The 19,261-nt window shown below is 70.0% G+C and carries 19 protein-coding genes; 13 read left to right on the top strand and 6 right to left on the bottom strand.

What is annotated here, in order from left to right:
- Positions 1-109 precede the first annotated feature (109 nt).
- Together AB0K21_RS08945 and AB0K21_RS08940 are read left to right on the top strand one after the other, a co-directional pair.
- A complete protein-coding gene (locus tag AB0K21_RS08945) occupies positions 110-838 on the top strand; it encodes a glycosyltransferase family 2 protein (protein WP_364148906.1) in 729 nt (242 codons plus the stop codon).
- Positions 839-874: 36 nt separating this feature from the next.
- On the top strand, positions 875-1,117 hold the full coding sequence (locus AB0K21_RS08940) for a hypothetical protein (RefSeq protein WP_364148904.1): 243 nt from the start codon (positions 875-877) through the stop codon (positions 1,115-1,117).
- Here the strand turns inward: AB0K21_RS08940 and AB0K21_RS08935 are convergent.
- The gene (locus tag AB0K21_RS08935; protein WP_364148902.1) at positions 1,095-1,679 is read right to left on the bottom strand and encodes an HD domain-containing protein; all 585 of its coding nucleotides are present in this window, start codon (positions 1,677-1,679) and stop codon (positions 1,095-1,097) included. The genes AB0K21_RS08940 and AB0K21_RS08935 overlap by 23 nt on opposite strands.
- A 244-nt stretch (positions 1,680-1,923) precedes the next feature.
- Between AB0K21_RS08935 and AB0K21_RS08930 the strand changes: the two genes are divergently transcribed.
- Entirely contained in the window at positions 1,924-2,814 is an 891-nt protein-coding gene (locus AB0K21_RS08930; RefSeq protein WP_364148900.1) for a nucleoside hydrolase, read from the top strand.
- Between the two features lie 37 nt (positions 2,815-2,851).
- Here AB0K21_RS08930 and AB0K21_RS08925 read toward each other — a convergent pair whose 3' ends face one another.
- Together AB0K21_RS08925 and AB0K21_RS08920 are read right to left on the bottom strand one after the other, a co-directional pair.
- On the bottom strand, positions 2,852-3,217 hold the full coding sequence (locus tag AB0K21_RS08925) for an STAS domain-containing protein (RefSeq protein ID WP_343969832.1): 366 nt from the start codon (positions 3,215-3,217) through the stop codon (positions 2,852-2,854).
- A 99-nt stretch (positions 3,218-3,316) separates the two neighbouring features.
- A complete protein-coding gene (locus AB0K21_RS08920) occupies positions 3,317-3,691 on the bottom strand; it encodes an STAS domain-containing protein (protein WP_364148899.1) in 375 nt (124 codons plus the stop codon).
- A 99-nt stretch (positions 3,692-3,790) separates the two neighbouring features.
- Between AB0K21_RS08920 and AB0K21_RS08915 the strand changes: the two genes are divergently transcribed.
- Positions 3,791-5,029, top strand: coding sequence for a hypothetical protein (locus tag AB0K21_RS08915; protein WP_364148897.1), 1,239 nt, complete (start codon positions 3,791-3,793; stop codon positions 5,027-5,029).
- A gap of 334 nt (positions 5,030-5,363) precedes the next feature.
- Here AB0K21_RS08915 and AB0K21_RS08910 read toward each other — a convergent pair whose 3' ends face one another.
- Positions 5,364-6,704 carry an APC family permease gene (locus AB0K21_RS08910; RefSeq protein ID WP_364148895.1) on the bottom strand — a complete coding sequence of 447 codons (1,341 nt, stop codon included), beginning with the start codon at positions 6,702-6,704 and terminating at the stop codon, positions 5,364-5,366.
- Between the two features lie 133 nt (positions 6,705-6,837).
- Here AB0K21_RS08910 and AB0K21_RS08905 point away from each other — a divergent pair, with 133 nt between their 5' ends.
- Entirely contained in the window at positions 6,838-7,233 is a 396-nt protein-coding gene (locus tag AB0K21_RS08905; protein ID WP_364148893.1) for a hypothetical protein, read from the top strand.
- A 209-nt stretch (positions 7,234-7,442) separates the two neighbouring features.
- On the opposite strand, the gene AB0K21_RS08900 is transcribed toward AB0K21_RS08905, so the two are convergent.
- Positions 7,443-8,558, bottom strand: a complete 1,116-nt coding sequence (locus tag AB0K21_RS08900) for a glycosyltransferase family 4 protein (protein WP_343969816.1) — start codon at positions 8,556-8,558, stop codon at positions 7,443-7,445.
- A gap of 102 nt (positions 8,559-8,660) precedes the next feature.
- Between AB0K21_RS08900 and AB0K21_RS08895 the strand changes: the two genes are divergently transcribed.
- From AB0K21_RS08895 to AB0K21_RS08885, 3 genes are read left to right on the top strand one after another with little or no spacing between them, the layout of a single operon-like run.
- Positions 8,661-9,452, top strand: a complete 792-nt coding sequence (locus AB0K21_RS08895; protein ID WP_364148891.1) for a PIG-L family deacetylase — start codon at positions 8,661-8,663, stop codon at positions 9,450-9,452.
- A gap of 34 nt (positions 9,453-9,486) precedes the next feature.
- The gene (locus AB0K21_RS08890) at positions 9,487-10,548 is read left to right on the top strand and encodes a lysylphosphatidylglycerol synthase transmembrane domain-containing protein (protein ID WP_343969810.1); all 1,062 of its coding nucleotides are present in this window, start codon (positions 9,487-9,489) and stop codon (positions 10,546-10,548) included.
- Positions 10,549-10,589: 41 nt separating this feature from the next.
- Complete coding sequence (locus tag AB0K21_RS08885; RefSeq protein ID WP_343969808.1) at positions 10,590-13,973, top strand: BTAD domain-containing putative transcriptional regulator; 3,384 nt, start codon at positions 10,590-10,592, stop codon at positions 13,971-13,973.
- A 6-nt stretch (positions 13,974-13,979) separates the two neighbouring features.
- On the opposite strand, the gene AB0K21_RS08880 is transcribed toward AB0K21_RS08885, so the two are convergent.
- The gene (locus tag AB0K21_RS08880) at positions 13,980-14,525 is read right to left on the bottom strand and encodes a hypothetical protein (RefSeq protein WP_343969805.1); all 546 of its coding nucleotides are present in this window, start codon (positions 14,523-14,525) and stop codon (positions 13,980-13,982) included.
- 150 nt (positions 14,526-14,675) lie between these two features.
- Between AB0K21_RS08880 and AB0K21_RS08875 the strand changes: the two genes are divergently transcribed.
- From AB0K21_RS08875 to AB0K21_RS08855, 5 genes are all read left to right on the top strand, one after another.
- Positions 14,676-15,227 carry a VTT domain-containing protein gene (locus AB0K21_RS08875; protein WP_364148888.1) on the top strand — a complete coding sequence of 184 codons (552 nt, stop codon included), beginning with the start codon at positions 14,676-14,678 and terminating at the stop codon, positions 15,225-15,227.
- 154 nt (positions 15,228-15,381) lie between these two features.
- A complete protein-coding gene (locus tag AB0K21_RS08870) occupies positions 15,382-16,308 on the top strand; it encodes a serine hydrolase (protein ID WP_343969798.1) in 927 nt (308 codons plus the stop codon).
- Between the two features lie 95 nt (positions 16,309-16,403).
- Positions 16,404-16,850, top strand: coding sequence for a RidA family protein (locus AB0K21_RS08865; RefSeq protein ID WP_343969795.1), 447 nt, complete (start codon positions 16,404-16,406; stop codon positions 16,848-16,850).
- A 484-nt stretch (positions 16,851-17,334) separates the two neighbouring features.
- Positions 17,335-18,189 (top strand): hypothetical protein, encoded by an 855-nt coding sequence (locus AB0K21_RS08860; protein WP_364148886.1) that lies wholly within the window; start codon positions 17,335-17,337, stop codon positions 18,187-18,189.
- 295 nt (positions 18,190-18,484) lie between these two features.
- Positions 18,485-19,228, top strand: coding sequence for a hypothetical protein (locus tag AB0K21_RS08855; protein WP_364148884.1), 744 nt, complete (start codon positions 18,485-18,487; stop codon positions 19,226-19,228).
- Positions 19,229-19,261: the final 33 nt, after the last annotated feature.

The following is a 19,261-nucleotide window of genomic DNA, read 5'->3' as shown; positions in this document are numbered from 1 at the left end:
GTCGGCGAAGAGACCCTCCCCGCACACCCATGGGCGGGGTCTTCCATCCCAGACGGACTTGCAAGGGGCTTTCAAGCGTTCTGCAGGCGGTTCGGTAGACCTTATACGCATGAACAGCGCCCCTTTCGCCTTCAGTGTCAGTGTGGTCGTCCCCGCCATGAACGAGGCTGAGAACCTCCCCCACGTCTTCGCGACCCTGCCGTCCTGGATCGACGAGGTGATCCTGGTCGACGGCAACTCCATCGACGACACGGTGGCCGTGGCCAAGGCCCTCCGGCCCGGGCTGCGCGTCGTCAGGCAGACCGGCAAAGGCAAGGGCAACGCTCTCACCGAGGGTTTCGCCGCCGCGACCGGTGACATCATCGTCATGATCGACGCCGACGGATCGACCGACGGCAAGGAGATCCACGCCTTCGTGACCGCGCTGGTCGAGGGCGCCGACTTCGCCAAGGGCTCGCGCTGCGCCCCCGGCGGAGGATCCGACGACATCAGCCCGATCCGCTCGCTCGGCAACACGGTGCTGACCAAGATGACCAACCGGCTGTACGGCACCCGCTACACCGACCTGTGCTACGGCTACAACGCCTTCTGGGCCCGCCACCTCGACGCGCTCGACCTCGACTGCGACGGCTTCGAGATCGAGACCCTGATGAACATCCGCGCCGCCCAGGCCGGACTCGTCATCCGCGAGGTTCCCAGCCACGAGCGCAGCCGGATCCACGGCGCCAGCAACCTGCACGCCGTCCGCGACGGCCTTCGGGTGCTCCGCACCATCCTCCGCGAGCGCGAGGGCCGCGTCGGCGGCGTCCGGCTCCGCCGGGAGCAGGTCGCCGCCTGACCTCCTCGTCCGGCGAGATCGTCCGAAGACCCGCGGATGATCCCCCGCTACGGAGAGATCGACATCACCGAGCACCGTCGCCTCGAAGGCGGCACCTCCGGCTCCGGACACTTCCTTCTCGCCGCCTCCGGCCGGGATGGCGAGGAGGAGTTCCCCCGGCCCGAGGGCCGGGGCAGCGGCCCGTACTCCGCCGGAACCTTCCTCAAGGCTGTGGACACGCCCAGCGCGCTCCCCGCCCGAGACCGTCCGGTGAGCGTCAGGTGTCCTGATCCCCGTTGAGCACGCGTGTCACCCACTCGAGCGACCCCGTGCCGAGTGCTTCGTCCGCGAGGCGTTTGGCGGACGGCGTCTTCAGCGCGGCGAGAGAGCTGTCGATCCACGGCTGCATGTTCTGATACCCCTGCTCGCGGTACTCGATCGCCTGGATCAGGCACTCCAGCTTGTCCGCGTCACGGGCGCAGACGGCTTCGAGGCTGGTCTTCTCCTCGTACTCCTCGACCGCGCCGCTCACCATCTCCGCCACGGGCCCGGGGAGACCGCGCACCTGGTCCGCGGTGACCTCCTCGTTCTGTGCCGCCTTCAGGTAGGGCTTGGCGAGGTAGGGGATGTCGGTGACCCGCGACTCCTGCGTGTCGTGGAACAGGCTCATGAAGGCCGCCCGCTCGGGGTTGCCGCCTTCCAACGCGGTGATCACGCTCGCGATGATCGCTGTCCGGAAGGAGTGGTCGGCGATGCTTTCCGGGTCCCGTACTCCCGCGACCAGCCAGCCCGTGCGCCGGTAGCGCTTGAGCAGCCCGATCTCATACAGCAGGCCGGCCAGCCTCGACGGTTCCTCGGCCATGGAAGCCCCTCTCCCCCTCGGTGGATCACACTTGGAGCTTGAACTCCTACCCGGTCTGAACCCCGGGGATTCTTCCCGTCGCACCGACTGAGCGGCGCGAGAGTTGACACTTCATGACATGCCGGACAATCGACCAGGGATCTGACCGAGCGGCATGATCGCGCTAAATGACTCGCGTCATCTCCTCGCGGGTTCATACGATCAGTGGACTTTTCACCACAACACAGGAAGGTCGCGAGACGCGATGCTGGATCTGTTGTTCGATCTGGAGACCCAGGATCCCGACGACGTGCTGACCCTGTGCCTGGTCGCGACCCATCCGGCGGTACGGCTGCGCGCCGTCACCGTCACCCCGGGATCACCGGCCCAGGTCGGGCTGGTCCGGCGTGTGCTCGGGCTGGTCGGCCGGGACGACGTCCCGGTGGGCGCCAGTGATCCCGGCACCGGCAAGGACCACGTGTCCGCCTTCCATCACCGCTGGCTCGGCACTCCCGTGCCGGCTCTGCCGGACGCCCCGCCCGATGCCCTGATCGCCCAGACCCTGGAGCACCACCCCCGGGCCACGCTTCTCACCGGCGGACCGCTTCACAACCTCCGGCGGTTCCTCGACGAGCAGGCGGGGGTGAGGCTGAGCCGGTGGGTGGCCCAGGGCGGGTTCGCCGGTGACAACGTCGTGCCGCCCGAGCACCGGCTGCCGAAGTTCGACGGCCGTACCGCGTGCCCGACGTTCAACTTCAACGGCGCCCCCGGGGCGGCCCGGCTCGCGCTGTCGTCCGGCGACCGGATCGCCCGGCGCGAACTGGTGTCCAAGAACGTCACCCACGGAGTTCGCTACGACCGGGAGTTCCACGAGCGGCTGCGGCCGTACCGGGACCGCACGGCCGGACTCGCCCTGGTGTTCTCGGGCATGGAGCACTACCTGCGCAAGAAGCCGGGGGGAAAGCTTCTGCACGACCCCACCGCGGCCTGCGTGGCCATCGACCACGCCATCGCCGGCTGGGCGGAGGTCGAGATGGTCCGGGAGGAGGGCGGCGCGTGGGGCGCGTGGCCGGCCGCCGGCAGCCAGACGTTCATCACGACCACGCTCGATCACGATCGGCTCTTCGAGACCTTCGTCGGCGAGGGCACCGTTTGATCTCGCACGGTGGTCGCGCGTCGTGCGGAACCCCGCCTCAGGCCGCTTCCAGCGCCTCGGCCACGGAGGGGAACATCTCGAACACCTGGGTCAGACCGGCCAGGTTGAGCCGCCGGGCGAGGTTGCCCTGAACGCCGGTGAGGATGACCCGCACCCCCTCGCTCAGGCCGTGGTGGCGAACCTGGAGCAACTCGCCGATCCCCGAGGAGTCGCAGAAGGTCAGGGCCGACAGGTCGAGGATGAGAAGCTGCGAGGGCAGGACACCCCACGCCCTTCCCATCTCCTCCCGCAGCACGCGCGTGTGGTAGTGATCAAGCTCTCCACTCGCCCGCACGACGAGCGCGGTGCCGTGCAACCCCGAGGTGGCGGTGAAAGCAGGCTCCGCCTCATTTCCCACGAACATGACCAACCTTCTGACCTACCTTGTCCCAAACAACACAACTGTCTCATACGCCGTGAACCCCCCCGGTAGACCACGGAGCACGCCGGTCTCACCGGTCGTTCACGTCGTCCTGGGAAACACCTTCTTCGCCTCCTCGACCGTACGGCGGGTGTCGAACAGCTCTGCCACTCCGAGGCGGCTCAGCCGGTTCCTCATCGCGGCGGAGAGGCCGACGAGGACGAGCGAGCCCGTCAGGCGACGGACGCGGGTGAGGGCGTACATCAGCACGCCGTACCCGGTGGAGTCGCAGAAGGTGACCTCGGTGAGGTCGATCACCAGGCGCGGGTGATCGGTCGCCCGCAGGGCGATGTCGGCCTGCTCCTTCAACAGGGGCGCGGACCCGTAGTCCAGTGCCCCCGCCGCGTACAGGGTTGTGAAGTGACGGTGCCTGTCGGCCCGGATGTGGAATCCCGCACCGTCTTCGCCCCTCGACATCGGTATCCCCTCCTGACTATGTGCCAGGTGCCCCCGAACAGGCGGTTCCAATCCTGGCGGGCACGACCAACCGATGGTGATATAAGGAACAATGACGACATGTTGAAACCGCGTCCGATGGCGGTCACGGTCATCGGAACGCTCCTGGTCGCCGCGTGCGGTGCGGGCCGGACGGCGCCCGAACCCAGCTTTACACCGACGCCGAATCGTCCGGACTCCCAGAGCCTGACGCTCCCGGCCACCGCCTCTCCCGATGCCGGGTCCCGGAATCCCGCGGCGACTCCCCCGGCGAACACGGTGATCGCCGCGTCCGCCGAGTGGGCGGTGGAGGCGGGAGGCTCGAAGCTGTCGGGCGCCACGGCACTGCTCGACGTGGCGGCGACCGGCCCCCGGGACGCCTGGGCCGTGGGATACCAGGACAGCGCGGAGGATCGGGAGGGCACGCCCGCGATCCTCCGCTGGGACGGGAGTCGCTGGCGACAGGTGCCCCTGGGCGAGGGCGACGCCTACCACCTGGAGGCGGTCAGCGCGGGCGGCCCCGACGACGTGTGGGTGGCGGGCAACGGCTCGAGCCCGTTCGCCGCACACTGGAACGGGCGGGCGTGGAGCACGCACCGGCCCTTCGGGGTGGCCGAGGACTACCGGCTGGCGGACGTCGCGACGAGCGGCGGCACCGCGTGGTTCGTCGCCAACGGCCCCTCGGGGGCCGTCGTCGTGGAATGGCGGGACGGCGAGTTCCGCAACGCGCTGAACATCGAGAAGAGCATCCTCGAGGCGGTCACCTTCAGGAAGGGACATGTCTGGGTGGCGGGGACGGGCGAGACCGGTGCCCCGCTGGTCTGGCACGGCGTGGATGGATCGTGGGAGCAGACGGAGACGCCCCAGATCCCCGGTGGCAGGCTCAACCGGGTCTGGCAGGTCTCTCCGACAGAGGTGTGGGCGGTCGGACGGATCTCCACCGCCCCGGACGCGTTGCCGGACCCGAAAGGCGCGCAGCCGCTGGTCATCCGCTGGGACGGAAGCCGCTGGACCCGGGCCGAGCTGCCGGTCTCGCGAGGTGTCCTGCACGGTGTCACCGCCTTCGGACCCGGCGACCTGTGGATCAGCGGCGTCGACGCCGACCACCCGGGGCAGGTGCTCATCCTGCGCTTCGACGGCACCGCCTGGTCACGCGAGTACGGTCCGCTGTTCCGCGCCTACACCGCCACCCAGCAGTACGACGAGACCGACGACGTCGGCGACACCGGTCTGGCCCGGGTGCCGGGCACCGGCACGCTGTGGGCGGTGGGCTCGGTCGGCATCGGCGACGACGAGAGAGCCTTCGTGCTCCGCCGCTGAGTCCTCCCCGGCTCTCCCCGCGCGATCACGAGGTCGCCTACCTGGAACAGACGGTGCCTCTGCCGGAAACACGAGCCCCGTACTCTACCGACACAACGCGCCTCAGCCCTCAAGCCGCCACGACTGACCTCATCAACCACACAGCCGGGATGCCGGCCCCGTACCTCCGCCTCCGCCCGGTCCGCGCTCGGCGAAAAAATCTGCGAAAAAGTCAGTCAGCTGGCGTAGTCTCTCTCGAACTCCAACAAAGAGGGAGTAGGACATGAAAAAGGCCCTAATCCTCCAAAAGCCCCGGCCACCTCGGAAGCCCGCCCCCCTCGACCTCCGCACCCCCTCAGGACGAACTCTGCCCTTCTGACAGGAAGAGCCGGTTGACGAACCAGAGGATCATCCCGATCGCGAGCAGGGCCCCCGCTCGGATGTAGACGTCCGCCCCCCTGCCGGTGACCGGCAGCGCCAGGACGAGACAGACCAGCGCCCCCAGAGCGGGCATCCAGCTCGGTGCCCGGAAGTGCTCGTGGTCCACCTGCTCCCTGCGCAGGACCAGCACCGCCACGTTGACGATCATGAAGACACAGAGCAACAGGAGCACCGTGGTGTCGGCCAGGTTGCCCACGTCGCCGGTGGCCACCAGCACCGCCGCGACCCCCACGGTGAAGACGATGGCCACCCACGGGGTGGATCTCGTCGAATGGACCGACGCGAAGATTCGCGGCACGATCCCCTCTCGCGCCATGCCGTAGACCAGGCGCGAGGCCATGAGCATGTTGATCAACGCGGTGTTGCCCACCGCGAGCAGTGCGATCAGAGCGAACAACTTGGGCGGGAACGCCAGCCCGGCGACCTTGACCACTTCGAGCAACGGGCCGGACGAGGTGGTCAGCGTCCTGGTGTCGACCAGCATGGTCGCCGTGAACGCGACCCCCATGTAGATGATCGCCGCGACGGCCAGGCCGCCGAAGAGCGCCCGGGGAAAGTCCCGCTGCGGGTTCTTGGCCTCCTCGGCCAGGTTGACCGAGTCCTCGAAACCGAGCAGCGCGTAGAAGGCGAGCGCCGTGCCTCCCAGAACGCCGAGGAAGGCGCCGTTGACCGGGTGGAACTCCAGGGCCCGGGACGGCTCGCCGTCACCGGACAGCAGGGCGTAGATGCCGATCGCGATGATGACCAGCAGGCCGAACGCCTCGATGATCGTCAGCACCACGTTGACCTTGATGGACTCGGAGATGCCGGCGAAGTTCACCAGGGTGACCAGGCCGAGGAAGATGAACGCGCCGACGACGACCGGCAGCGTGACGAACTGCGCGAGGTAGTTGCCGCCGAAGGCCCGCGCCGCGGCACTCGCCGAGGTGATCCCGCTCATCATCACCGCGAACGCCACAATAAAGGTAACAAAAGGGATATTGAACGCTTTATTCACATAAAGCGCAGCACCTGCGGCCTGCGGATATTTACCGACGAGTTCGGCGTAGGCGGTCGCCGTCAGCGCCGCCAGCAGGAAGGCGACGAGGAAGGGCAGCCACAGGGCTCCCCCGACATAGCCCGCTACCTTCCCGACCAGCGCGTAGATCCCCGCGCCAAGGATGTCGCCCACCACGAACAGCAGCAGGACCCTGCGCCCGATGACCCGCTTGAGCGAGCGCTGACCGGAACCGGATTCGACGATCACCTCAGCCATACTCCGCTCTTACCCACCGCGAGGGAGAAATCACACCGGGTCACTTGAGTCACTTCTGTAAGCACGATGAAAGTGGCGCGCAAGCCCCTATGCTTACCGTCTTGCCTGTCACGAAATGCAATGAAAGGCAAAAATGTTCCGCGCCCTTTCCTCCCGCCGCATCGCCGTCGCCGCCGCGGGGGCCGCTCTCATATCGATGACCGCCGCCTGCGGCGGGTCGTCCACCAACGACGCGATCTGCGCCGAGGCCGCCTGGTCGAAGATCTTCACGGACTACAGCACCGCCGCCACGGCGGGCGCCGGTGACCTCGGCAAGTTCAACGACGCCACCGCCAAGCTCGCCGCCGACCTCAAGGCTCTGGCGGACACCGCGGACGGCGACCTGGCCGCCGCGCTCACCGACCTCTCCACGTCGTTCGGGTCATTCAAGATCGACCCGAACGACCCGGCCGCCGCGGCCACGGCCGCCGGGACGTTCGGAACGAAGATCCAGGAGGCGAGCAACAAGCTCGTCGCCGCCTGCTCGTAACCGGATCCGTGCCTCCTGGCGACAGGGGGCACTCCCGGTACGGTCGCCGCTCCGCCTGCGGGGGGCAGTGCGGCGCGGCGGCCGTACCGAACATCCTCGAGGCCCCTGCCACCGCGCGGCAGGGGCCTCGCCGTTTCACCCGCCCCCGACCGGGGGCGAAAAGGCGCCGGCCCGAGTGTTCCACCGGACCGCACGGGGCCGCGGACCCGTCAGGCCCCGCGGGTGCGAGCCTGCTCGTAACAGCGTTCGAAGCCTTCGAGCACCGTGGGCCAGGAACTGCGGACGGGCTCGGTCTCCCGGTTGTTCGCCGCGATCGCCTGGCGCAGCTCACGGTCGCGCACCAGCCTGGCCACCGACGCGACCAGGTCGTCGAAGCTCCGCCCGAGCAACCCCTCCTTGCCCTGCCGGACGAAGTCGGCCACCCCGCTCTGCGCGCGCGCCACCACCGGTACCCCCGCCGACCTGGCCTCCAGCGCCGCCAGCCCGAAGGACTCGCGGGGCGCGGGAGCGACGAACACGTCCGTCGCGGCGAGCAGCTCGCGGATCTGGTCGCGGCTGTAGCGGCCGGGAAGCGAGACCCAGCCGGTCATCCCGTTGGCCCTCAGATAGCGCTCCATCCGCGATCGGGCCGGGCCGTCCCCGACGATCGTGGCCCGCATCGGCGTCTCCCGAGGCACCAGGGCACGGGCCTCCCGCAGGAGCCGCAGCAGCCGGACCGGCTGCTTGCGGGGCGCCAGCCGCCCCACCGCGACGACATGCACCGGGTCGGACCGTACGGAATCCACAGAAACGGCGGGGGATACGGCGCGCCAGCCGGAGACGTCCAGGCCGTTGGAGACCACGTGCACCGGCACGCCGGGACCGGCCACCGCGCGGATCGGCAGGGCGGCCGCCTCGCTCACCGCGGTGCCCACCAGCCCCCAGCGGTGCCATCCGAACAGCAGCCGCAGCCCTCGGTAGAGCGCCCTGGTGACCGGGTCCCACATGCTGTGCACCGTGACGACCAGGGGCAGCCCCGCCCGCGTCGCCGCCCGCACGCCCATCCAGGCGAACGGCGAGACCGCGCCGGTGTGCACGTGCACCACCTCGGGGCGCCGCGCTTTCAGCAGACGGAGCAGGTGTCCCACCCCGAACGGGTGGACCGGCAGGTCGAAGGGGAGTCCCGCGACGATCCTGTGCACTCCGGGAAGAGGCTCCCCCGGGGTGGCGGTCGCCACCTCGACATGGTGACCGGCCTCCCGCTGCATCCGGATCAGATCGGCGACCTGCACCTCGATCCCACCGAGGCGCGGCAGGTAACAGTCACTGATGTGGAGGATCCTCACGATGCCAGCGTAGACCCGCGTGAGATCATGCCTGCGTGCCCCCCGAGGGCACATCCAGCCCTCGCGAACGGAGTCAGCCTGATCAGCAACGTCAAGACAGCGGTGTTCTTTCATGCCCATCCCGACGACGAGGCCCTACTGACCGCGGGCACCATGGCGATGCTCGCCGCCGAGGGACACCGGGTGGTGCTCGTCGTGGCGACCTCGGGTGAGCGAGGCCAGGCCGACCTCGAACCCGGTGAGGCACTGGGCGCCGCCCGGATGGCCGAGCTCTACGCGTCGGCGGCCGCGCTCGGCTGCGCCCGGGTGGTGAACCTCGGCTACGGAGACTCCGGGCTGGCCCCCGGCGGCGGGATCGCCGACGACAGGCCGGACAACGCCTTCATCGACGCCGACGCGGAGGAGGCCGCCCAGCGGCTGGCCGCCGTCCTCACCGAGGAGAAGGCCGACCTGCTGACGACCTACGATCCGGCGGGAGGCTACGGGCACCCCGACCACGTCCAGGTGCACCGGGTCGGCGGCCGGGCCGCCGAGATCGCGAAAACCCCGATCGTGCTGGAGGCCACGGTCAACCGTGACCCTCTGCTGCGGGGACTGCGGCTCGTCCGGAGGTTCTACCCGCAGCTCGACATCCGCGCCTTCGAGCGGGCCTACTCCCCCGGCGAGGTGATCACCCACCGGGTCGGCGTGCGGCGCTTCGCCCGCCAGAAGCGGGCGAGCATGGCCGCCCACGCCTCCCAGGCCACCGGCGCCGACACCCGCACGCTCGGAGTCATGCTCAAGATCCCCCAGCCCCTCTACCGTCTGGTCTTCGGCACCGAGTGGTACGTCAGGCGGGATGTCCCCCTGGGTTCCCGCCTGAGGCACCCGTTCGAAACTCCTCCCCGAGGATGAGTCCGGAAGCGGCACACTGGGGCAGGGGTGTTACGTGAAGAGCAGATTGCTCCAGGTCGGGTTGTCGGTCGCGTCGCTGGCGCTGGCCGCCACGCTTGTGATCTTCCTACCCCAGATAGTGGCGGCCCTGACGGGCAAGCACGTCTCCTGGTCACAGATCGGCGCCCAGTTCGCCGGGCTGGGGCCCGGAGAGGTCGCGCTGATGGCCGGCGTCTGGCTGCTCAGCCTGCTGGCCTACACGTTCGTGCTGACCGCCTCCCTTCCCGGCCTGACCCACCTGCAGGCCCTGACGCTGAACGCGGGCGGCAGCGCGGTGAGCAACCTGCTCCCCTTCGGCGGCGCGGCCGGGGTGGCGATGACGTTCGCGATGACCAAGGGCTGGGGTTTCTCCGTCCGGGCCGTCGTGGTCTCCACGCTGACCAGCGGCATCTGGAACACCCTGTTCCGGTTCCTGCTGCCCGCGGCGGGAATCGTGGCCCTGCTGTTCAGCGGGCAGCCGCTCAGCCCCGCGGTGGCCAGTGCCGGCTGGGCGGGCGCGATGTCCATCCTGGTACTGGTCGCCGTGGTGACCGTCGCGCTCTACTGGGACCGCGCCGCCGACGTCCTGGGCCGGGTCCTCGACGCCCTCACCCGCCTGCTCCCCCACCGGATCCGCCCCGGCGACCACGCCGCCTCCGAGGCGCTGGCCAAGCTGCGGGCCGACACCTCCGAGATCGTGCGGAACCGCTGGGCCGGGCTGACCCTGGGCATGATCTTCTTCCTCGGCTTCCAGTGGCTGATCCTGGTCGTCTGCCTGCACGCGACCGGCGCCTACCCGGGTCTGGCCCAGTCGATCGCCGCCTTCGCCCTGTCCCGGGTGCTGACCACGGCCTTGGTGACTCCCAGCGGTACGGGGATAATGGAGGCCGGAACCATCGGCGCGCTGGTCTTCTTCGGTGCGCCGCTGGACTCCGCCACCGCCGCCGCACTGCTTTTCGGGTTCTGGACCTACACTGTCGAAATCCCCTTCGGTGGACTGGCGCTCGGCGCGTGGTCGTTCCTGCGCCGGCGTGAGAACGCCGCACCGGCCCCTGAAAAGGAGTCGATCAGCCGCTAGATTGGGAAATACCTTGTGTGCGATTGGAAGGCCCACATAGCGTGGCGGCTGACATGGTGGCGTTCCGAGTTCTCGGCCCGGTCGAGGCGCATTCCGGTGAGGACCAGCTCGACCTGGGCGGGCTCCGGCAACGTGCGGTCCTGGCACGCCTGCTCGTCGCGCGCGGACAGGTCGTCCCCGTCGACTCCCTGCTGTACGACCTGTGGGACGACGACGCGGCCAAGGGCGCGCAGTCGGGCCTTCAGGTCTACATCTCCCGGCTGCGCAGGGTGCTGGAGCCCGGCCGGCCACGCGGAGGTCCCAACCGGCTGCTGGTGACCGTGGCCTCGGGCTACGCGCTGCGCGCCGCCCCCGAGCAGGTCGACGCGCTCCGCTTCGAGACGCTGGTCCGCACCGCCGGAGAGCACCTGGAGGGCGACGACCCCGCCTCCGCGCGGCCTCGCCTGGAGAAGGCCCTGGGCCTGTGGCGCGGCACCCCGTACTCCGACTTCGCCGACCAGCCGTGGGCCGAGGCCGAGGTCAACCGGCTCGCCGAGCTGCGTCTGGTGGCCCGTGAGCGGCACGCCGACAGCGGCCTGCGGATGGGCATGCCCGCGGAGGCGGTGCCCGACCTGGAGGCGCTGACCACCGAGCATCCGCTCCGTGAGGAGGGCTGGCGGCTGCTGGCCCTGGGCCTGTACCGCTGCGGGCGGCAGGGCGAGGCGCTGGCGGCGCTGCGCAGGGCGCGCACGATCCTCTCCGAGGAGCTCGGGATCGACCCCGGCCCGGCGCTGCGCAAGCTGGAGTCCGACATCCTGTCCCAGGACCCCGGCCTGCAGCTCGCCACCCCGCCGCCGGCCAGGCAGCGCCAGCAGGTGACCGCCGACACCTGGCCGCCCAGGCCGGCGGTGGCCCAGGTGGAGCTTCCCCCACTGGAGCCCGAGCCGTTCGTCGGCCGCGACGCGGAGCTGAGCAGGCTGACCACCGCCGCGGCCAGGACCGGCCGTTTCACGGTCGCGATCATCAGTGGTGACGCGGGCGCGGGCAAGACCACCCTGGTCCGCCAGCTCAACAGGCGGCTGTCCGAGGACGGGTGGGGCATCTCCTCCGGGGCCTGCCCCGACAGCAGTGCCACCCCCCCTGGCTGGGCCTGGGTCGAGATCCTGCGCACCCTGGTGAGCGCGGCCGGTCCCGGCGAGTACGCCGCGCTGCTGGCCCCGCTGCTGGACGACGCGGCCCCCGAGCCCGACGACGACCAGGCCTCCGGCGGATTCCGGCTGCACCGGGCGGTGGGCGGCTACCTCGCCGCCGTCGCCAAGGAGACGCCGATCCTGCTGACCCTGGAGGACCTGCACTGGGCCGACGACCAGACGCTGGCGCTGCTCCGCGCGCTGCCGAGCCTGCTGGCCACCAGCCGGGTGCTGCTGGTGGTGACCTGCCGCGACAGCGAGCTGAGTGACCAGCAGGCCGACGTGCTGGCCGCGCTGGCCAGGCTTGGTCCCGTCCGGGTCGGTCTCACCGGGCTCGACACCAAGGCGGTGGCCGAGCTGGTCCGGGCGACCTGCGTGCGCGAGGTGGACGAGGACGCGGTCAACAGCATCGTCGAGCGCACCGGCGGCAATCCCTTCTTCGTCCGCGAAACGGTGCGCCTGCTCGACGCCGAAGCGGTGAGCGACCGCGCGACGGCCGCCGAGGTGATCTCCGGCGTCCCGTCCGGCGTCCGTGACGTGCTGCGGAGGCGGATCTCCCGGCTGCCCGCGGCCGCCCAGCAGATCCTGCTGCAGGCCGCGGTGATCGGCCGCGATGTCGACGTGGACGTGCTGGTCGACGTCTCCGGCGACGAGGACGCCGTGGTCGACGCGGTGGAGGCGGCGCTGCTCGCCGGGCTGGTCACCGAGCCGGGCCCCGGCATGCTCCGGTTCGACCACGACCTGGTCCGCGACACGCTTTACTCCGACGCCTCCCGCCTGCGCCGCTCCCGGATGCACGCCACGGTGGCCGCGGTGATCGAGCGCAGGAATCCCGGTGACGTGGCCGCGCTGGCCCACCACTACGACTCGGCGGGCACCAGCGAGACCGCCATCAAGGCGGTGCACTACGCCCAGCTCGCCGCCGAACAGGCCGAGCGCCGCTTCGCCCACCGCGAGGCCGCCACCCTGTGGGAGCAGGCCATCGCCGCCTTCGACAGGTCGGGCATCACCCACACCCCCGACAGCACCAGGGAGCGCCTGCTGCTGACCCTGCGGCTGATCAAGGCATTGGCGCTCTGCGGCGACATGGCCGCGGCCCGCAGGCGGCGACGTGAGGCGATGGACGCCGCACTGCCGCTGGGCAACCTGGAGCTCACCGCCCGGGTGGCCGCCTCGCTGGCGGTGCCGCACAAGGGCATGGCCCGCGACTTCACCCGTACCGCCTGGGAGATCGTCGACGTCGCCGAGCAGGCACTGGTCGAGTTGCCCGCCGGTGAGCAGTCGCTGCGGGCGAGCCTGCTGGCCACGCTCGCCCTGGAGTTGGAGGGGTCGGCCACCCCCCGGGGCGAGCAGGCCTCGCTGGAGGCCGAGGAACTGGCCAGGCGGTCCGGTGACCCCGCCCTGCTCGCGACCGCGCTGAGCGGGCGGCTGCGCCAGTCGTACGGCATCACGCCGGTGGGCGAGCGCGAGGTCATCGGCAGGGAACTGCTGGAGGTCGGCAGGGCGACCGGGCAGATCTCGGTGCAGGCACTGGCCCACCTCGTGCTGATGGAGTGCGCGGCCGCCTCGGGCGCGTTCGCCGAGGCCGACGCGCACGTGGCCGCCACCGAGAAGCTGGCCAGGCAGTACGGCCTGTCCGCGCCGGCCGCCGTGGTCGCCTGGTACGCCGGGCAGCGCCTGATGATCGCCGGTGACTTCGCCGGGGCCGAGCGCGCCTACCGCGACGCCGCCCGGCTGACCGCCAGGGCCGGCATGCTGGAGGGCCGCCAGGACCTGCCGCTGATCACCACGTTCTGCCTGAACCTGGTCAACGGGCAGGCCGCGGAGATGGTCGGGCCGCTGGCCGAGGCGCACCAGCGCGGGGCCAAATGGACACTCGACGCCTACGCGGTGGCCCTCGCCTCCGCGGGTCATCATCGCGACGCGAGAGCCGTCATCGCGGTGAAGACGCCGGTGCGCCCGGACTTCCTCTACGAGCTGGCGATGATCTGGCGGGCCCTGGCGGGCATGCTGCTGGACGACCGGGAGCGGATGATCGAGGCGTACGACACGCTGAAGCCGTTCGCCGACCGGATCGCGGGCGCCGGCACCGGCGTGGTGGCACTCTGGCCGGTCGCCCTGACCCTGGGCGACCTGGCGTTGCGGCTGGGCTTCACCGACGCGGTGCGGCCGCACTACGAGAACGCCCTCGCGGTGGCCGAGCGGGTCGGCGTGAGCCGGTGGGTGGAGGCGGCGCGGCGCTCCCTCGGCGGCTGACCGGCCTCAGCAGGCGACCATGAACTTCTCGCTGCGCAGCGGGGCGTCGCCGGGGACCGAGAGCACGACGCGGTACCAGCCGGGGTTGTTGACGATCCTGGGCTGCCACTCGACGACCTGGGCCTCGCCGGTGAAGCCGGAGCCGGTGCCCAGGTAGGCGTGCCAGCGGTGGGTCTTCGAGCTCCAGCGCTCCAGGCGCCAGCCGTAGGAGACGGTGGCCCGGGGGTCGTCGTTGCCGACCACGCTCTGGGCCCGGTAGGGCCTGTCGCAGGGACCGAACGCGTCGATCTCGCTGACGGTGACCTCACCGGCCACCGGGGCCTGCTCCGTGATGGCCGGCATCGACTGCGAGGAGAGCACCACGGTCCGCACCGGTTCCCCCGTCGCCGTGCCGGCCGTGCTCGCCGTGCCGGCCGGGGTCCGGGCGCCGGTGCCGTACGCGGTCTCCACCCCCAGGTAGGCTCCGGTAAAGGCAAGGGTGGCGACGAGCAGCTTGGCGACACTCGCGGTTCCACTCGCCACCACCGGCGCCACACTGCTACGCGAACCCATCACAGACACCTTCCTCCGTTACTCCCAGGTGTATGCCAGGGCGGTTGCTCTGGAGTTGACGTCCGCTTGCAGTCTGTGTGCCTGAGAGGGCTCCGCCATAACGGATGAGGTAAGCCTGGCCTAATATCGAGTCAAGCAGGCGGAACAACCATGGCGGTGATGTTCAGAGTGCGATCTGTTGCGGCGGGTATCCCTGACCCGGCTTCCGCGGCCTTTCTGGGCATGCCCCTGTGGCTCTGGGTGATCGTCGGCGGCGTGGCCCTGTTCGGCGCGTTCCAGGTCTACTACTGGGTCGGCCACGTCCTGGGCTCCAGGCTCTACACCTCCCGGCTGGGCGTCAAGATCGGCCAGGAGAACATCCTGCGGGTCGAGAAGGTCGTCAGGAAACGGGGCGCGCTCGCCGTCTACGCCTGCTTCTGGGTGCCCGGGCTGCGCCACACGCTGCCCTGGGTGGCCGGAGTGCTGCGGATCTCCTATCCCTGGTACGTCGTGGCCAGCGCGCTCGGCTGCCTGACCTGGGTGCCGGTGACGTCGTTCGGCCTGTACTCGGTGATCTGGGGCTGGCTGGAGTTGGCCGTGCGGTCGCCGCTCCTGGCGGGCCTGGCGGCGGTGGCGGCGATCGCGGTGATCGCCTGGTTCGTCCACCGGCGCCGGCGCCGGGTCGCCCGCAGCGAGGTGGAGAGCCCGGCCGCCGCTCCCTGAGTCTCCGTTCGCTCCGAGGCCTTCGGGCCGTTCGGCGCGTCGGCACCGAGAGTCGCCTCTCCCGGTCTCGCCCGCCCGACGCCGATGTCAACTTTTCCATAGCCAAACAGCCAACTTCCGCATATCGACGGTGGCCTCTGTCAGCATGGCTCGCATGCATCACGGGGGAATCCGCCTCATCACCCGCGCGGCCCTGGTCGCCACGGCCGCCCTGGTCACCGCGCCGCAGGCACCGGCCCTGGCCGCCGGACCCCCGACATCCGCCCCGGCCGCACCGGTTTTCAGCGCCGCACCCGCCGGCCGAGGGCGTGCCTCCGTGCCCTCGGCGCCGGGGCGGGCCGCGTACCTGTACGACACCGGCACCGGAGCGGTCCACCTGAGCAAGCAGGCCGGCAAGCGGATGCCGGTGGCCAGCCTGACCAAGGTCATGACGGCGTACGTCGTGCTCAGGGAGGCGAGGCTGGACGACACCGTCACGATCCAGGCGGCGGACGTGCGGCACGCGGCCTCGAACGGCGCGACCCACGCCTCGCTGCGCGCCGGAGAGCGGTTGACCGTCAGGGACCTGCTTTACGCGGTCATGCTCCCCTCGGCCGCGGACGCCTCCCATGCCCTGGCCCGCGTCTACGGGCCGGGCAACACGAGGTTCGTGGCGAAGATGAACGCCACCGCCCGCTCCATGGGCCTGGTCGACACCGCCTACGCCAGCGCCGACGGCCTGCCGAAACCGGCCCCCGGCCATTCCACGGCCCTGGACCAGGCGAAGCTGGCCGAGATCGCGCTGCGCGACCCGGTGCTGCGGACCATCGCCTCCAGCAGGCGCCACGTGGTGGCCAGCTCCAAGGTCCATCGGGCGCACTCCTGGACCAACTCCAACAAGCTGCTCGGCAAGACTCCCGGGGTCCTGGGCCTCAAGACCGGCTACACCGGCGCCGCCGGATACTGCCTGTCGTTCGCCGCCGACCGCGACGGCCACCGCCTCGTCGGCGTCATCCTCGGCGAGTCCAGCGCCGACCGGCGCTTCCAGACCGCGAGGCGGCTCCTGGACTGGGCGAGCGAGCAGACGCCGCCCGAGCTGTGATCAGGCGGTACGACCCGAACTCGCCGACGATCCGTGCGTACCGCGAGAACACGAAGGATTGGACGTACCGGCGCCGAGTGCCTACGGTTTGCCGCATGACAGAGCGGTTCGCGATCCTGAGTGGTTCGACCTTCGAGGAGCAGATCGGGTACGCGCGGGCGGTGGTCGACGGCGACCGGGTGCACGTGTCCGGGACGACCGGCTTCGACTACGCGACCATGACGATCTCCGACGACGTGGTCGAGCAGGCCGGGCAGTGCCTGCGCAACATCGAGGCGGCGCTGAGCGAGGCGGGCTGCTCGTTCGCCGACGTCGTCCGGGTGCGCTACCTGCTGCCCGACCGCGAGGACTTCGAGCCCTGCTGGCCGACCCTGCGCGACCGCTTCGGCGGGGTCCGCCCCGCGGCGACGATGCTCGTGTGCGGCCTCGCCGACCCCCGCATGAAGATCGAGATCGAGGTGGACGCGCGCCGCCCCGCGGCACCGGCCGCCGTTGAGGCCGATGACGTCGCGCCCGATACGGCGCCCGCGGCGGAATCGTGATCGTCGAACGCGCGTGGCCCTCGACCTGTCCGGCCGCCGAACGACGCCGTCAGCCGGGTGTGGAGATTCCCGCCGGCCGCCGGAAAAAGATCACTGACGTGAATGCGACAAAATAGCATTAAATAATAGATTTCCGCAATTACTGCCTAAATAAGTCGCCGAATTGACGGATGATCTTCTTGGGCTCCCCTCCGGGTACGGCCGCACGGAGGGCGGTGACCGCTGTCCCCAAGATCTTCCGAATGGAGAAATGGCCGCGCGCCCGATATTTCTTCCCACCCTCACATCCGGGGCAATACCCTGGTAGGAACTGAAGCACGTGGTATCGAGGCCCCGGAGACGCGCCCGGAGGGAAACCGTGCTGAAGTCGAGACTGCGCGACCGGGGGTATTCCTCGCGGAGGGGGACGGCATGGGGAGGCGCGGCCAGGCGTTATCGCGTCGAACCCCAGAGACGGCGGCGACCAAAGTCGCTGGCCGGTTCTGTGACATGGCCGTTTGAATTCATCTGGATTCGAAGGGGATGGTCCACCATCACGGCGAGCCGTCCATCACGGCGGAGACAACTGGCGCGATGGGTCATACTTTTCTATGCCACCAATGTGCTCTGGAACATGTGGGAGACCTACCAGGGCAATCCGCAGGGCTTCACGACCTACCTCCGCGGCGAACAGGACCTCCTGCCGCTCCTCTATCTCCCGCCGCCCCTGCTCAAGGCGGACCTGTCCTCGTGGATGGACCTGTCGTTTCTGGCCGTGATGCTCCTGATCCTGTTCTGGGCGATCGGCCCGCACAGCCTGCTGAAGGTGACGATTTATCTTCTCGTCGTATTCGGCATAGCGCTGATAGCACCGATCAGCCGCGGATCCACCCGCGCCGCGGTCGTCTCGGCGTGGACCTGGTGGATTCAGACGGCATGGCCGTGGCTCGTCAAGGCCGCCCTGAGCCCCTGGACGACAGCGGTTCTCGGCCTGCTGCTGGCGGCCGGTTGCCTTTTGGCCTTCCTTTTCACCGGCCACCAGGTCATCCGTATGGCCGGAGGACTGATCACAGACGAGATGGACCTGCTGGACGCGACGCGATTCCTTACCTTTGTTCTCGGGGGCGCGATCGTTCTCGGCGTTATCTCGGAGATAGCCGCGTGGTCCGTTCAGCTCATGCGAAACAGCCACGCCTTTCCCGGTTGGCCGCCCTTCCTGTGGACCGTCTTCATCACGACCCTGGCCGCCACCACCGCCGTCACCCTGGAGATGGCGTCGGAGGTCCGGCCTCCCGCCGCTGAGGAAACCAAGTCCGCGACCCCTCACCGTGAACCCGACGAGGATGACCCCTGGCTCTGACCCGGGACCGCCTCGCACGCTGAGATCAGCGGTGCGGGGCGGCCGCCACCACCTTCGCTCCTCTCACGCGAAGGCACCGCGCGTCAACCCGTGGCACGCGATCGCGGCGGCGGCCACCACGTTGAGCGAGTCCACGCCCGCGGCCATCGCGGTGGAACCCATGACGTGGACCCGGCCTTCCCGGAGGTCGGCGAAGGGCCCGGCCCAGCGGATGCGGTCGTTTCCAAGAGAACACCAAGCCTGTCTTGCAAGGTTCCTGCCAGCGGCGACGTGGTGTCGCCTGAACGGGAGAACCATGAGCGGGAAAAAGAGCACGCTGGCGGTCGGCGTGCTGGCCGGGTTGCTCGTCGGCGGTTCGGGGATGGCGATCGCCAACGTGGCCGGCGACGACACGACGATCACCGCCTGCGTCAACGCCAGGGGCTCCGTCAGGATCCCCGTGCAGAGCGCCTCGGACCCGGAGACGGTGGGTTCGGCCACGCCCAGCCCCCTGCCCTCGGGCTCGTGCCTGGCGGGGGAACAGCCGCTCACCTGGAACCGGCAGGGACCGGCCGGCCCCCAGGGCCCCGCGCTCGGCGGGCGGACGAGATACCTGAACATCACCAGTGGACCGGAGCTCAAAAACTTTCGCGACACAAACGTGCTCTGGATCCCGATGGACGCGGGATCGTATGTGATCGACGCCCAACTGACGTTCGCGGCCAATGTCACCCAGACCCGAAAGGCCTACTTCGCCGAGTGCACCGTCCTCGCCGCCCAGCCCCACGCCGATCCGGGTGGCTCCTTCTCGACCGGTTACACGGACGAGGACTGGACGTCCCTGGCACTCCGTTACGCGTTCACCTTCTCCGATCCCGGGTTCCTCATCATGAACTGCAAGGGGGGCTCCTTCGTCGACGACTCCTTCAAGGTGCGCAACACCAGCAACAGCGTCATCATCCAGGAGGTCTCCTCGGTCACCCAGGAGACCTATGCCACCCCGCCGCCCGTTCCTACGGCGCTGCCCTCATCGTGGCCGACTCCCGGGGCGGGAAACTGAGCCACGACCGCCGCGCAGGCGACCTCCGGCTGG

The organism is Streptosporangium sp. NPDC049248, from assembly GCF_040678965.1.
Lineage (GTDB): Bacteria > Actinomycetota > Actinomycetes > Streptosporangiales > Streptosporangiaceae > Streptosporangium > Streptosporangium fukuiense.
Note: the sequence above shows the minus strand (reverse complement) of the source record. Positions and strands in the feature narration are given on the sequence as shown.